The following is a 13,894-nucleotide window of genomic DNA, read 5'->3' as shown; positions in this document are numbered from 1 at the left end:
TCGCACCGCGTACCGCCGGAGACCACGTCCTGCCCCGGGAAGCAGGGGCGCGGGCATGAGCGTCCCCCGGGTGCTGTCCATCGCCGGGTCCGACCCCTCGGGAGGGGCCGGGATCCAGGCGGACCTCAAGTCCATCGCCGCCCACGGCGGTTACGGGATGGCCGTCATCACGGCTCTGACCGCACAGAACACCCAGGGCGTGCGCGCCGTGCACGCCCCGCCGGCGGCCTTCGTCGCACAGCAGCTGGACGCCATCAGCGACGACATCGAGGTGGACGCCGTCAAGGTCGGCATGCTGGGCACGGCGCGCGTGGCCGACGTCGTCGGCGTCTGGCTGGAGCGCGTCCGCCCGCCCGTCGTCGTGCTCGACCCCGTCATGATCGCCACCAGCGGCGACCGGCTCCTGGATCCCGCCGCGGAAGCGGCGCTGCGCGACCTGCTGTCCCTGGCCGACGTCGTCACCCCGAACCTCCCCGAGCTCGCCGTGCTCACCGGCGAGCCCGAGGCGCTCACCTGGGAGATGGCCCTCGCCCAGGCCCGCGAGGTCGCCGCCGTGCACGACGCGCTCGTCCTGGCCAAGGGCGGCCACCTGATGGCCTCCGACACGCCGGACTCCCTGGTCTCCGCCCACGGCGAGATCGCGAGCGTCAGCGGCCCGCGCCTGGTCTCCACCAGCACGCACGGCACCGGCTGCTCGCTCTCCTCGGCGCTCGCGACGCTGCGGGTCTCGACGGGTTCGTGGCCGGAGGCCCTGCGCCGGGCGACGACGTGGCTGCGCGCGGCGATCGCCCGCGGCGAGAGCCTTCAGGTGGGGCTGCGGGGCGGGCACGGCCCGGTGGACCACCTCGGCATGCTCTGGGACGCCGCCGGCGTGCGAGCGCGGGCGCTGGAGGCCTGAGGGAGGAGGCCGACGGCGCCGGCCGCTACCCGGCGAACAGCCCGACCACCGCGACCACGAGCGCGACGCCCGCGCCGCTCCAGGCGATCAGCACGTCGCGCCCGGCGCGGGCGCGGACGGTCTCCAGCGCCTCGTGCAGCACCGTGACCTCCTCGCGCGCGGCCTGCAGCTCGCCGAGCGCGGAGCCGGCGGACGCCTTCGCGGCGGCGGCCTCGGCGCGGGCGGCCTGCGCGTCGGACCGGGCCCGCTCGGCCGTGATGGCGGCCTGCGACGCCGCGCCCGCGGCCTGCGCGGCGGCGGCCTCGGCCGCGTCGGCGGCACGGCGCACGTGCCGCCTGTCCTTCGCCTCGGCGGATCCCGCCGGCGCGGGTGCCCGCACCATCGCGGAGCCACCCACGCGGGCGTCGTCGGCCCCGGCGGGATCGCTCAGGCCGGCGTCGACCGTGGGCTGGGAGACCGTCGCCTCGTCCTCGAACCAGGGCGCGGGCATGTCCGTCCTGGACAGCTGCGCCTGCACCCCGGCTTTCAGGTCCGCCAGGAGCGGCCGGGGATCCCAGCCGGAACGCTGGGACTTCGGCGTCGCGTGCCGGGGGGAGTCGTCGAGGGGCGCCATGGCGACGAAGGTACCAGCGCTTGCGTCAGACCAGGAACGCCGCTACCACCGCGACCAGCGCCAGGACGACGGCCACCACCGCGACGACCGTCGCCGTGCCCGCCCGTCGCGCGGCGGCGGACGTCTCGTCGCGGGCGGTCGCCAGCGACGAGGTGAGCCGGGAGATCTCGTCCCGCTGCTCCTTGGCCGTCCCGTCCAGCCCGTCGACCTTCTCGCGCAGCCCGTCGACCTTCTCGCGCAGCCCGTCGAGGTTCCCGCGCAGCCCGTCGAGGTTCCCTGCCGTCTCGGTCGCCACCTGATCGGCCGCGTCGATCCGCGCCGTCGCCGCCTCGGCCGACTCCTGTGCCTCCGTGCGTGCCGTGCCGAGGTCCCGGCGCACGGCCTCGGCGGCCTCCGCCGCGTCGTCGGCGGTCGCCCGCGTGCGGGCGACCTCCTCGCCGACGCGGCGGTCGAGCTCGTCGAGCCGGGCCAGGAGCTGGGCGGCGGCGTCGCCGCCGTCGGCGGGCAGGTCCCGCTTGCCCGTGTCGAGGAAAGCGTCGGCCCAGGTCCGGCGCTTCTTGCCGGTGCGGGTCCGGCGCGGCTCGTCCTCGCCGGCGTGGGCGGCGGCCTCGGCGGCGGCGCGCACGTGCGGCGGGATGTCGACCGAGGGCGCCGGGTACTCCTCGGCGGCGGCGTCCTGCGCCCCGTCGCCGCCGTCGGGCTGCTCGCCGCTGCTCTCGGACTCGGGGATCTTGATCGGCGCGGTCAGGAGCTCGCGCAGGCGCTCGATGCGGCCGTCGTCCCCGGCGTCGTCAGATGTGACCTGGCGCTCGTCGCTCATGGGGGAAACGTACTGCTCTGCCGGTTCTGCGTCGACTACCTCGGCAGGGCGCGTCGTTTCGCCGGCGAGAGGTACTCGGCCGCTGGGCGGTGGTGGACGTGGATGGCCACCTGCGGCCATCTGGCCCCCCACCGGAGGTGACGAGCTGGCGTGCCCGTCACACCGGCCCGAACACCGAAGGGTACGAGCGCCCGTTCGTCGACAAGCTGGCGGGCGAGGCCTGGCTGGATGCCGAGAGGATCCTCGTCGACCGTGGGGAGTGGACCCCGCCGAAGGTGCGCGACGCCGCGGAACGCGCCCGGCCGATCTCACGCGGACGGACGTGACGTCGTGGTCCATGACGTCGTCCGTGACCGCGGAGGGTCAGATCCGGCTCGGCCTGCGACGCCTCGCGGCGAGGCCGCTCGCGCTATGCAAGCAGGCGCTCCACCGCGACCCGGACTGTCTGCAGCATCTCTTCACCGGTTCGCGCCCCCATCGCGGCGAGGACGTCGGGGCTCGACATGCTCCACATCGCTGCGATGTGCAGGATGAGCATGAGCAGAGCGTCTGCGCTGAACCGCGTGGAGACCAAGCCGTGCTCTTGAGCGCTGCGGATGGCGTCGATCTTGTCCTTCACGCTGGTGACCGACGCGGGCAGTGGCGCATCGGTCGAGCGCTCGAGCCGCTGCCAGGTGATGAGGCGGGCCAGTGCGGGGTTCTGTGCGTAGCCTTCGGCGAGCCGGACCGCGTATGCGGGAAGGTCGTCGACGTCGAGCGGCACGTCTGTGACGACACGTTCGACGAGGGACGCCCACACCGCGTCGAACAACCGGTCCTTGCTGCCGAAGTAGTGGTAGATCTGCGCCTTGTTCGATGACGCGGCCGCCGCGATCCGGTCCACTCGGGCACCTTCGATCCCGAACTCGGCGAACTCGGCGGTGGCAGCGTCGAGGAGCCGCTGCTGCGTGGCTTGCGCGTCTCTGATCATGTTCCCCATGTTAGCAACTAACTAGGTAGTTGACACTCGGGTCATCGCGGTCTATCTTCTAACTGTCCAGTTAGTTGACTCACGGAGGGCTTCCCATGCTGTCCACCGATCCCGCCATCTCAAGGTCGTCCGCCCGCTCTGCGCGCCTGATGCAGGCAGCCTTCCCTCTCATGTTCCGGCTGCAGTCGATGTCGCCGGAGGTGCAGTTCGCGACACGGCGGATCGGCAAGCCGTCGCGGCTGCGCATCCCGACCCGGCATGGGGAGGTCACAGCGCTCGTCTATGCCCCGACCGCGGAGTGCGTCGCGACGGCCGCGTCGCAGGGGCAGCGCCCGCCGGTCCACCTCATCCTGCACGGCGGTGCGTTCATCGTGCGGCGCCCCCAGCAGGAGGACAACGTCGCCCGCTACCTGGCCTCCGAGATCGGCGCCTACGTCGTCGTGCCTGACTACGACACGGCCCCGAAGGTCCGGTTCCCCGTCTCGGAGGAGCAGAGCTTCGACATCTTCCAGTGGATCCATGCCCACGGGGCGGAGAACGGCTGGGACGGTGACCGCGCCACGGTCGGGGGCCCGAGCTCGGGCGCCAAGATGGCGCTCAGCGTCGTCACCCAGGCCATCGACGCCGGCGCATTCGCCCCGCGGGCCGTGTCGGCGGAGTACGGGGTCGCCGACCTCTCGCGTCCCGATGAGCTGCGGCAGTCGCCGAAGGCCCGCCCGGTCGTTCCGACGTGGATGATGCAGCTGGTGAAGGACACCTACTTCGCCGGAACCGACCTGCACGACCCGCGGGTCTCACCGGCCATGTACTCGCGCCTCGGCGAGTTCCCGCCGACGTTGGTCATGACGGCCGAGCTCGACACCCTCAAGCACGAGATGAACGACTTCGCCGACGCGCTGCGGACGGCGGGCGCGCCCGTCACCCACCGCGAGTTCGACGGCGTCGACCACGGGTTCACGCACTCCCGGCCCGTCGACGTCGCCCGGCAGTCGATCGTCATGATCGGCACCCATCTCCAGGCCGCCCATGGCCCGGCCGGCGCCTGACTCGACCCGCGCCGACCACCCCGACGGAAGAAAGAGACGAAGAGAAGATGAACGAAGTGGACCGCAACATCGCTGTCGTCCGGCGTTTCCTCGACGAGGTCGTCAACGGCGGAAACGCGGACGTTCTCGGCGAGCTGTGGGCCGACGACCTGACCTGGAACGGAGGAAGCATGGGGACCTTCCACGGCATCGAGCAGTTCCGCGCGTTCAACGCAGCGAACTCGACCGGTGCTTGGGAGGGGATGCACCTCGCCGTGGAGGACCTCATCGCCCAGGGGAACAAGGTCGTCGTCCGATTCACGAACTCCGGACGCAACGTCGGGCCGTTCATGGGCAACCCAGCCAGCGGGAAAGAGGCTCAGTGGCTGGGCATCGCCATCTACACGCTCGAGAACGGCAAGATCGTCGAGGGCTGGTTCGGCGAGGACGTCCTGCACATGCTCATGCAGCTCGACATCGTCTCCCTTCCCGGGGCACCAGCTTCTTCGGAGTCGTGAACGTGAGCAAGGCGGCAGTTCCGACCCTCGGGAGGCAGGGGGTCGGACACGTCGTCCGGATCTCTTCACTCGGCGGCCGGTCGGAGACCCCGGGAAGGCGGCTGCCGCCCCGCTCACGGTCGGGGGCATGGAGCAGCCGCCGCTGCGGCTGCTGCTCGGTTCCGACGCGCTGACCTACGCCGCGGTACGGAAACGGCCCGGGTCTCCGCGGCAGTTCGGTCGTTCGTGAGTACCGGACCTGCTGGTCCGGTCGCGGTCGCGAAGGCCACCTGTCCGGGATGGTCTGGTCCGCGTGGCGAAGCCCACTTCCGGGGGGCGAGGGTCCCCGCGGACCCGCTGCGCGCGGCATTTTCGGCGCGGTGCCGCGGAACGGCAGCCCGGAACGTGCGGCGCGGCCCGTGTCCGGTCCGCGGCACCCGGTTGGACAAGGGTGAAGTGTCGGCTAACTTAGGTCAGGCAAGCCTAACCTGGTGCCGTTCTCCGGCGGTGGAGCCAGGTGTGCTGCCCGTCCTGTCGGCCCCACGCGAGGAGCCTCACGCATGTCCGCACCCCTGCCCGCCACGTCCCGGACCACGAGCCGGTCCGCGCCGGCCGCGCACGACACGACCGCGCTGCTGCGCGGCGCCACCGCGGTCGAGTACGCCCGGATCACCCGTGCCGTCGTGGACGACGTCGCCACCCGCGTGGCCACCGTCACCCAGCCCTTCGCCGGGACGGGCCGCGCGGAGCTCGGTGCGCGGACGGACGCCGTCGACCTCGACGCCCCGGGCATCGGCACCGAGGGCGCGCTGGCGGAGGCGGCCGACCTGTACGCGGGCAACGCGGTGTGGTTCCACCACCCTGCCTACGCCGCGCACCTGAACTGCCCGGTGGCCCTGCCCGCCGTGGCCGCGGAGGCGATGCTCGCCGCCATCAACACCTCGGTCGACACGTACGACCAGTCGGGCGCCGCGACCCTCATGGAGCGCCGCCTGATCGACTGGACGGCGCACCGCATCGGCTTCCCCGTCGGCCGCGACGAGCGCGGCGAGGCCGCGGGTGCCGACGGCATCTTCACCTCCGGCGGCACCCAGTCCAACCTGCAGGCGATGTTCCTCGCCCGGCAGCGGGCGCTGGAGGGGACCAGCGGCACCGAGCGCGCCGTCGCGCAGTCCCGGCTGCGTATCCTCGCCACCGCGGCGAGCCACTTCTCGGTGGCCAAGTCCGCGCTGCTGCTCGGGATGGCCGAGGACGCCGTCGTAGCCGTGCCGACGGACGACGACGGCCGCATGGACCCCGACGCCCTCGGCCGCGCCCTGACCGACGTGGCCCGCACCGGCGACACCGTGATGGCCGTCGTCGCGACCGCCGGCACCACCGACCGCGGCTGCGTCGACCCGGTCGTCCCGGTCGCCGACCTCGCCGACGCGACCGGCGCCTGGCTGCACGTGGACGCGGCCTACGGCGGCGGACTGCTGGTCAGCCCCACCCGGCGGCACCTCCTGACCGGCCTGGAGCGGGCGCGCAGCGTCACCGTCGACTACCACAAGGCGTTCTTCCAGCCGGTGTCCGCCAGCGCCCTGATCGTGCGCGAGGCGGCCGACATGGTCCGCGGGTCCTGGTACGCCGACTACCTCAACCCGGCCCACGAGAACGGGGAGCTCAACCCCGACCCGAACCAGGTCGACAAGTCCCTGCAGACCACGCGCCGCTTCGACGCCCTCAAGCTGTGGGTCACGCTCCGGGCGCTCGGCGCCGACGGCATCGGCCGGATGGTCGACGCCGTGTGCGACCTCGCCGCCGCCGTGCACTCCGACCTCGACGGCGACCCCGAGCTGCGGCTGCTCGCCCCCACGGACCTGTCCACCGTGCTGTTCCGCTACGAGCCGGACGGCCTCGCGCCCGAGCGCGCCGACGGCCTCGTGTCACAGGTGCGCCGCGTCCTGTTCGACTCCGGCCGGGCGCTCGTGGCCAAGACCGTGGTCGACGGGCGGCCCTGCCTCAAGCTCACGCTGCTCAACCCCGACGTGACGCTCGACGACACGCGCCGCGTCCTGGACCTGGTCCGGCAGGCCGCGCAGGGGCTGCTCGCGGGCGACGAGCTCGCGGACCTCGACGTGCCGCCGTGCCGGTCCGCCCATCCCCGGCTGCTGCGGGACGACGCCCAGGAGGAGAGCAGCTGATGCGCACCTACGACCTCGCCGGTGTCGGCATCGGCCCCATGAACCTGGGGCTCGCCGCGCTCGCCCAGCCCCTGGACGACGTCACCTGCGTGTTCCTCGACCAGCGGGACGGCTTCTCCTGGCACCCGGGCATGCTCATCGAGGGCACCACGCTGCAGGTGCCGTTCCTCGCGGACCTCGTCACGATGGCGGACCCGACCTCGCCGTACTCGTTCCTGGCCTGGCTGAAGGAGACCGGGAGGCTCTACCCGTTCTACGTCCGCGAGTCGTTCTACCCCCTGCGCGCCGAGTACGACGCCTACTGCCGCTGGGCGGCCGGGCGCATCGCCGAGCGGGAGCCCGGGACGCTGCGGTGGGGGCGGCGCGTGACCGCCGTCGAGCACGACCCCGCCGACGACGTCTACGTCCTGACCGCCCAGGTGGCCGGCCCGGACGGCGTCACCGAGGAGAAATACCGTGCCAAGCACCTCGTGCTGGGGACCGGGACGGCCCCGCGCGTGCCCGCCGTGCTGCGCGACCTGGCCGGAGCCGGCCCCGTCGTGCACACCGGGAGCTACCTGCCGCACCGCGCGGCGCTCGCGGCGGCGGGCACCGTGACCGTGGTGGGCAGCGGGCAGTCGGCGGGGGAGGTGTACCGCGATCTCCTCGAGGACCTCGCGGCCGTCGGCGACGGTCCCGGTCCCGAGCGCCTGGACTGGGTGACGCGCAGCCCGCGCTTCTTCCCGATGGAGTACACGAAGCTCACGCTCGAGATGACGTCGCCCGAGTACACCGACCACTACGTGGCGCTCCCGCAGGACCTGCGCGACCGGGTCGGCCGCGAGCAGCGCAGCCTGTACAAGGGCCTCAGCGCCGCGCTCGTCGACGACATCCACGAGACGCTGTACCGCAAGTCGGTGCACGGGACCGAGCCGCCGACGACGCTGCTGATCGACTGCGAGGTCACCGCCGCCCGGCTCGACCCCGACGGGGCGGACGGCACCGGGGAGTACGTGCTGCGCCTGCGCCACGGCCAGACCGGCCAGGAGGCCGAGCACCGCACCCGCGCCGTCGTGGCCGCCACCGGCTACGCGCAGGAGACCCCCGAGTTCCTCGCGCCCGTGCTGGACCGGCTGGACCTGGACGTGCGCGGCCGGTTCGTCGTCGCCCGGCACTACACCGTCGACGCCGAGCGACGCGTCTTCGTCGTCAACGGCGAGGAGCACACGCACGGCGTGACCGCCCCCGACCTCGGCTTCGCTCCCTGGCGCGCCTCCGTCATCCTCGCCCAGGTCACCGGGCGAGAGCCGTACCCGATCGAGCGCAGGACCGCGTTCCAGACCTTCGGGCTCCGCGACGCGGAGCCACCGGGAGAGACCAGGGACCGGACGCACAGCACCGCAGCCGGCCAGGAGGGGGCACGATGAACGACGGCGTGACCAGCAGCACCACGACCTTCCGGACCACGACCCGGGTGGGGGCCACGAGCGTCGAACCCGTCGACGCCGTCCGCGACGCCGCGCTCGTGCACGGCTGGCTCTCCCACCCCGCCTCCCGCTTCTGGGAGATGGGCGACCTGACCCACGGCCAGGTGCACGACTACCTCGCGTCCCTGACCGCCGCGGACACCCAGCACGGCTGGCTGCTGCGCCGCGACGGCGAACCCGTCGCCTACGCCGAGACGTACGACCCGTCCCGCGTCGTCCTCGACGGCCTCCCGCCCGACGTCCTGGACCACCGGCCCGGCGACCTCGGCATGCACGTCCTGGTCGCGCCCCCGCCCCCCGCCGACGGCGCGACCCCGCGCCTCTCCGGCCTCACCGACGCGGTCATGACCACCGTCCTGCGGTTCTGCTTCGCACCCCGGCCCGGGCGCGGCGCGCTGCGCGTCGTCGTCGAGCCCGACGCACGCAACACCGCCATCCACGCCAAGAACGCCGCCGCCGGCTTCCGCGTGCTGCGCGACGTCGACCTCGTCGCAGACGGCCACGCCAAGCGCGCCCGCCTCAGCGCCTGCACCCGCGACGACTTCGCGGCCTCCCCGCTCGGCGGCGGCACCGGCCCGCTCAGCGCGGCACCCGCCGCGCACCTGCGCCCCGCGCTCGCCGGGACCGCACACCGCCATCTGGTCGCGAAGGCGCTCGCGGAGCTCACCCACGAGCGGCTGTTCCTCCCGGAGCGTGCCGACCGCACGCCGTCGGACACCGCGGACAGCCACGACGAGCCCCGCGAGTACGTGCTGGAGCTGGACCCCGCCCCCGGGCCGGGCGCCGGGGACGACGCCGCGCCGGGCCGCGTGACCTACCGGTTCACCGCGCGCCGCTACCCGCTGGAGCACTGGGTGATCGACGAGCCCAGCATCACCCGCACCCGCACGGCTCCCGGCGGCGCCGCGACACCGGCACCGCCGGACGCGCTCGAGCTGGTCACCGAGCTGCGGCCCCTGCTCGGCGTGCCCGACGACCTGCTCCCGGTGTACCTCGAGGAGCTGTCCTCCACGCTGGCGGGCGCCATGGCCAAGCGGGAGCGGGAGCAGCTCGGCGCGACGCCGTCGTCGGCCGGGCTGGTCGACGCGCTGTCCGGGCCTGAGGTCACCGCCTCCTTCCAGGCCGTCGAGGCCGCCATGACCGAGGGGCACCCGGGCTTCCTCGCGAACAACGGCCGCATCGGCTTCTCCCTGTCCGACTACCGCGCCTACGCCCCCGAGCGCGGCAGCACCCTGCGGCTCCTGTGGCTGGCGGCGCGGCGCGAGCACACGCACCTGTCGCTCGCGGCGGACCAGACCGAGGCAGGCCTGTACGGGGCGGCGCCGCCCGGGCCGGGACCGGGCGGACCGCCGGCCGCGGGCGAGCTGTCCGGGGCCGAGCGCGCCGCCTTCGCCGACCGGCTCGCCGCCCGCGGCCTCGACCCGGCCGACTACCTGTACCTGCCGGTCCACCCGTGGCAGTGGGAGCACCGCGTCGCGATCACGTTCGCCGCCGACGTCGCCCGGGAGAACCTCGTGCCCCTCGGCCCCGGTGCCGACGAGTACACCCCGCAGCAGTCCATCCGCACCCTGTTCAACACCACCCGGCCCGGGCGGCACTACGTGAAGGTCGCCACCGCCGTCCAGAACATGGGCTTCCTGCGCGGCCTGTCCCCGCGGTACATGCGCGACACCCCCGCGGTGAACGACTTCGTCGCCGGCGTCGTGACCGGCGACGAGACCCTGCGCGGCGCCCGGTTCGGCGTGCTGCGCGAGCTCGCCGCCATCGGCTACACCGGCGACGTCTACCACCGCACGCCCACCCCCAACCCCTACCGCAAGATGCTCGCCGCCCTCTGGCGCGAGTCGCCCGTGCCACGGCTCGAAACGGGGGAGCGGGCCATGACCATGGCCGGGCTGCTGCACCGCGACGCGAGCGGACAGGCCCTCGCCACGGCCCTCGTGGCCGCCTCCGGCCTCGGCCCGGAGCAGTGGGTGCGGTCCTACCTCGACGCCTACCTGTACCCGCTCGTGCACTGCCTCCTGGCCCACGACCTCGTGTTCATGCCGCACGGCGAGAACCTCGTCCTCGTGCTCCGCGACCACGTCGTGACCAGGACGTTCATGAAGGACATCGGGGAGGAGACCGCCGTGCTCGGACCGCGCGCCCTGCCCGCGGGCGCCGAGCGCGTCCGCGCCGTGGTGCCGGACGCGGAGAAGGCCCTGTCAGTGTTCACCGACGTGTTCGACGGCGTCCTGCGCCACCTGTCCGGCATCCTCGCCGCCGACGGCGTCCTGGGCACCGAACGCTTCTGGGCGCTCGTCGGCGACGTCGTCGACCGGCACCGCGACGAGCACCCCGGCCTCGCCGCCCGGCACGGCCGCGGGCTCGGCGTCGACCTGCGCGCCGAGACGTTCGCGCACTCCTGCCTCAACCGGCTCCAGCTGCGCGACACCCGCCAGATGGTCGACCTCGCCGACCAGGCGTCCTCCCTCATCTACGCCGGCCGCCTGCGCAACCCGATCGGCGCTACGGTGCCCGCGTGAACCACCCGCACAACCTGCCCCGGACACCCCCCTTCCAGCTCTACCGCGACACCCACGGCATCCCCCACCTGCGTGCCGCCACCGAACGAGCCCTGGCCCACGGCCAGGGCTACGTCACCGCCCTCGACCGCGCCGACCAGGTCGAGACCGCCCGGCACCGCGCCGAGGCGACCCTGACCAGCCAGGCCGGGTCCGACGGCCTGGCCTGGGACCGGTTCGCCGTGCGCGTCCGCCTCGCCGACACCGCCCGCCGCGTCACCGACGCCCTCGACGCGCCGGAACGGGCCTGGCTCGCCGCGTACGCCCGCGGCGTGAACGCCGGGCTCACGGCCGCGGGACACGTGGCGGGCGGGCCGGAGGCCGCCGGGGCCGCCCCCGACGGCCCCTGGCGGCCGTGGACCCCGGTCGGCGTGTTCCTCGTCGACCACGTCCTGTTCAACGGCTTCCCCGCCGTGCTGTGGCGCGACCACGTCGCCCGCACGCTCGCACCGGCGTTCCCGCACGTGCCCCCCGAGACCCTCTGCGAGTGGTTCGCGGCCGACGGAGGTCCCGGCGCGGACACCGGCTCCGGGTCCAACGCCTGGGCGATCACCCCCGCGGCGACGGCGTCGGGCAAGCCCCTGCTGGCCGGCGACCCGCACCGCATCCTCGAGCTGCCCGGCCCGTACCAGCAGATCCGGCTCGCCTGCACCGCGCGGGGCGGCCCGGACGAGGTCCCGTACGACGTCCTCGGCCTCGCGTTCCCCGGCGTGCCCGGCATCCAGCACTTCGGGCACGCCGTGTCCGACGACGGCACCGGCGTCGCCTGGGGCATCACGAACGCCCAGGCCCACCACGTCGAGGTGTTCGAGGAACGCCTCCGCAGGACGGCCGACGACGGCTGGGAGGCCCGCGGCCCGGACGGCTGGGAACCCGCCACGTCCGGCCACGAGACGATCGCGGACGACGAGCCCGTCGGCTGGATCGAGACCCCGCGCGGCGTCTGGATCGGCTCCCGCCAGGAGCACGGCCCCGACCAGCGCACCCCCGACGAGGACACGCCCTGCTTCACCGTCCGCTGGCCGGTCCGTGTCCTGGCCGACAGCGGCGTCCCGACCTGGCGCCGCCTCCTGCGCTCGCGGACCGCCCGCGACGTCGCGGACGCGTTCGCGGACGGCTGGGTGGACCCCGTGAACCGCGTGCTCACCGCGGACTCGGGCGGCGAGGTGCTCAGCCTGACCGCCGGCCGGGTCGCCCGGCGCGCCGGGCACGAGCGCGTCCTGCCCGTCCCGGCGTGGACGGACGCGGCCCGCGAGCGTCCCTGGACCAGGCTGCCCGACCCGGAGCCGGTCACGTCGGGCATCGCCGTGGACGCCAACGAGCGGCCCGTCACGCCGGTGCGGGCCGGAGCGCCGACCGGCTCCCCGCGCGACACCCGCACGGACCGGGAGGCGCACGCGCTCGGCTGGTCGTACGCGCCCTACCGCGCGGACCGGATCCGCCACCTGCTGGCAGACCCGCCCGAGGGCGGGGAGTCGCCCGCCACCCAGCGCCGGATCCACGCCGACGTCGCGAGCGGCGCGGCACCGGTCCTCATGCAGCGCACCGGCGTGCCGGAGCAGTTCCGGGCGTGGGTCGCCGCGGGAGCGCCGATGGACGCGGACAGCACGGACGCCGCGGCGTTCGCCCGGTGGCGCGACGCGCTGGTGCGGCGGGTCGCGGCGGACCCGCGGCTGAGCGGCCTGCGCGCCGGCGCCACCGCGTACGACGAGATCTTCGCGCCGTGGTTCGACGTCCGGGCCGTGGTCGGCCACGGCCTGCCGCGGATCCTCGACGCGCTCGGCGTCCCGGCCGCCCCGGTCGAGCACGCTCCCGCCCCGGACGCCCACCCCGGCCCCGACACCTGGGGCGACCTGCACACCCTCGCCCCGGTACGACTCCCGGGCGGCCCCGTGCTGCGGTTCCCGGCCGCACAGGTGTCCGGCGACAACGACACCGTCCGCTGCACCGGCGGCACGCCCGGCGTGTCCCCGCGGGCCGCCCGCGGATCGGTGGCCCGCTGGATCTGGGACCTCGCGGACCGCCGCGACAGCCGCTGGGTGGTCCCGTTCGGCGCGAGCGGCCGCCCGGGCACGCCGCACACGGCCGACCAGCACACGACCTGGGCCGCCGGCGACACCGTCCCGGTCGAGACCGACTGGGACCGCCTCGAGCACGTGGACCTGAGCCGACGACCCGGAAGGCACGACCGATGAACACCCCCACCACACCCGACCCCACCACACCCGACCCCACCGCCGGAACCCCGGCCGGCGGCGGACCACGCCTCCTGCACGGACCCCGCGGCGCCGAGGTCTGGCGCACCACCACGCCCCACGGCGTGATCACCGCCCGGGTGCTGGACCCGGTGGCCGACCTCGACGTCGTGCACGCCTGGGTCACCACACCGCGCGCCCGGTTCTGGGGGCTGGGCGACCTGACGCGCGACGAGCTGCGCGAGACCTACGAGCTCGTCGACTCCCTGCCGACCCACAACGCCTACCTCGTGCGCTGGGACACCGAGCCGGTGGCGCTCGTGCAGGCCTACCACCCCGAGGACGACCCGGTCGCCACCGCCTACCCGGTGGCCGACGGCGATCTGGGCCTGCACTTCTTCCGCGCCCCGCAGCTCCCGGCCCGCGCCGGGGGAGCGGCCGAGAGCTGGGCGGTCCTCGGGCCGGCGCTCGCGGGCTTCCTCTTCGCCGGGCCCGGCACCCGGCGCCTCGTCGCCGAGCCCGACGCCCGCAACACGGCGGCGGTCGCCCGCATGATCGCGATCGGCTTCGAACCCGGTGACCAGGTCCGCTTCGAGTCCCCGCACGGCCCGAAGGACGCACAGCTGGCGTACCTGACACGCGAGAAGGCAGGGCTCTGACCGG

The 13,894-nt window shown here is 74.4% G+C and carries 12 protein-coding genes; 9 read left to right on the top strand and 3 right to left on the bottom strand.

Annotated features, from left to right (window positions below; translation table 11 throughout):
• Nucleotides 1–55 precede the first annotated feature (55 nt).
• Nucleotides 56–898, top strand: coding sequence for a bifunctional hydroxymethylpyrimidine kinase/phosphomethylpyrimidine kinase (gene thiD, locus ACYU96_RS11180; protein WP_460753057.1), 843 nt, complete (start codon nucleotides 56–58; stop codon nucleotides 896–898).
• 25 nt (nucleotides 899–923) lie between these two features.
• On the opposite strand, the gene ACYU96_RS11175 is transcribed toward thiD, so the two are convergent.
• Together ACYU96_RS11175 and ACYU96_RS11170 are read right to left on the bottom strand one after the other, a co-directional pair.
• Nucleotides 924–1,511 (bottom strand): hypothetical protein, encoded by a 588-nt coding sequence (locus ACYU96_RS11175; RefSeq protein WP_460753054.1) that lies wholly within the window; start codon nucleotides 1,509–1,511, stop codon nucleotides 924–926.
• A 25-nt stretch (nucleotides 1,512–1,536) separates the two neighbouring features.
• Nucleotides 1,537–2,331 (bottom strand): hypothetical protein, encoded by a 795-nt coding sequence (locus ACYU96_RS11170; protein WP_460753051.1) that lies wholly within the window; start codon nucleotides 2,329–2,331, stop codon nucleotides 1,537–1,539.
• 137 nt (nucleotides 2,332–2,468) lie between these two features.
• On the opposite strand from ACYU96_RS11170, the gene ACYU96_RS11165 reads away from it, so the two are divergent.
• Entirely contained in the window at nucleotides 2,469–2,657 is a 189-nt protein-coding gene (locus ACYU96_RS11165; RefSeq protein WP_460753048.1) for a hypothetical protein, read from the top strand.
• Between the two features lie 83 nt (nucleotides 2,658–2,740).
• On the opposite strand, the gene ACYU96_RS11160 is transcribed toward ACYU96_RS11165, so the two are convergent.
• Nucleotides 2,741–3,301 carry a TetR family transcriptional regulator gene (locus tag ACYU96_RS11160; RefSeq protein ID WP_460753046.1) on the bottom strand — a complete coding sequence of 187 codons (561 nt, stop codon included), beginning with the start codon at nucleotides 3,299–3,301 and terminating at the stop codon, nucleotides 2,741–2,743.
• A 170-nt stretch (nucleotides 3,302–3,471) separates the two neighbouring features.
• On the opposite strand from ACYU96_RS11160, the gene ACYU96_RS11155 reads away from it, so the two are divergent.
• The 7 genes from ACYU96_RS11155 (at nucleotide 3,472) to ACYU96_RS11125 (ending at nucleotide 13,890) form a co-directional block, all read left to right on the top strand.
• Nucleotides 3,472–4,347 carry an alpha/beta hydrolase gene (locus ACYU96_RS11155; protein WP_460753043.1) on the top strand — a complete coding sequence of 292 codons (876 nt, stop codon included), beginning with the start codon at nucleotides 3,472–3,474 and terminating at the stop codon, nucleotides 4,345–4,347.
• 47 nt (nucleotides 4,348–4,394) lie between these two features.
• Complete coding sequence (locus tag ACYU96_RS11150; RefSeq protein ID WP_460753040.1) at nucleotides 4,395–4,844, top strand: ester cyclase; 450 nt, start codon at nucleotides 4,395–4,397, stop codon at nucleotides 4,842–4,844.
• 539 nt (nucleotides 4,845–5,383) lie between these two features.
• The gene (locus tag ACYU96_RS11145) at nucleotides 5,384–7,006 is read left to right on the top strand and encodes a pyridoxal phosphate-dependent decarboxylase family protein (RefSeq protein WP_460753037.1); all 1,623 of its coding nucleotides are present in this window, start codon (nucleotides 5,384–5,386) and stop codon (nucleotides 7,004–7,006) included.
• On the top strand, nucleotides 7,006–8,412 hold the full coding sequence (locus tag ACYU96_RS11140) for a lysine N(6)-hydroxylase/L-ornithine N(5)-oxygenase family protein (protein WP_460753035.1): 1,407 nt from the start codon (nucleotides 7,006–7,008) through the stop codon (nucleotides 8,410–8,412). Before ACYU96_RS11145 ends, ACYU96_RS11140 begins: the two co-directional genes overlap by 1 nt.
• A complete protein-coding gene (locus tag ACYU96_RS11135; protein ID WP_460753032.1) occupies nucleotides 8,409–10,997 on the top strand; it encodes a GNAT family N-acetyltransferase in 2,589 nt (862 codons plus the stop codon). The genes ACYU96_RS11140 and ACYU96_RS11135 overlap by 4 nt, the downstream gene beginning before the upstream one ends.
• Nucleotides 10,994–13,231: a penicillin acylase family protein gene (locus ACYU96_RS11130; protein WP_460753030.1), complete on the top strand. Its 2,238-nt coding sequence runs from the start codon at nucleotides 10,994–10,996 to the stop codon at nucleotides 13,229–13,231. Before ACYU96_RS11135 ends, ACYU96_RS11130 begins: the two co-directional genes overlap by 4 nt.
• A complete protein-coding gene (locus ACYU96_RS11125) occupies nucleotides 13,228–13,890 on the top strand; it encodes a GNAT family N-acetyltransferase (RefSeq protein WP_460753027.1) in 663 nt (220 codons plus the stop codon). Before ACYU96_RS11130 ends, ACYU96_RS11125 begins: the two co-directional genes overlap by 4 nt.
• The last annotated feature ends 4 nt before the right edge of the window (nucleotides 13,891–13,894 follow it).

It is taken from the genome of Myceligenerans cantabricum, assembly GCF_054777735.1.
Note: the sequence above shows the minus strand (reverse complement) of the source record. Positions and strands in the feature narration are given on the sequence as shown.

Coding starts and splice junctions, on each gene's coding strand:
- ACYU96_RS11160 (WP_460753046.1), bottom strand. CDS start 3,301: ATGATCAGAGACGCGCAAGCCACGCAGCAGCGGCTCCTCGACGCTGCC.
- ACYU96_RS11155 (WP_460753043.1), top strand. CDS start 3,472: ATGTTCCGGCTGCAGTCGATGTCGCCGGAGGTGCAGTTCGCGACACGG.
- ACYU96_RS11175 (WP_460753054.1), bottom strand. CDS start 1,511: ATGGCGCCCCTCGACGACTCCCCCCGGCACGCGACGCCGAAGTCCCAG.
- ACYU96_RS11170 (WP_460753051.1), bottom strand. CDS start 2,331: ATGAGCGACGAGCGCCAGGTCACATCTGACGACGCCGGGGACGACGGC.
- ACYU96_RS11135 (WP_460753032.1), top strand. CDS start 8,409: ATGAACGACGGCGTGACCAGCAGCACCACGACCTTCCGGACCACGACC.
- ACYU96_RS11150 (WP_460753040.1), top strand. CDS start 4,395: ATGAACGAAGTGGACCGCAACATCGCTGTCGTCCGGCGTTTCCTCGAC.
- thiD (WP_460753057.1), top strand. CDS start 56: ATGAGCGTCCCCCGGGTGCTGTCCATCGCCGGGTCCGACCCCTCGGGA.
- ACYU96_RS11140 (WP_460753035.1), top strand. CDS start 7,006: ATGCGCACCTACGACCTCGCCGGTGTCGGCATCGGCCCCATGAACCTG.
- ACYU96_RS11145 (WP_460753037.1), top strand. CDS start 5,384: ATGTCCGCACCCCTGCCCGCCACGTCCCGGACCACGAGCCGGTCCGCG.
- ACYU96_RS11125 (WP_460753027.1), top strand. CDS start 13,228: ATGAACACCCCCACCACACCCGACCCCACCACACCCGACCCCACCGCC.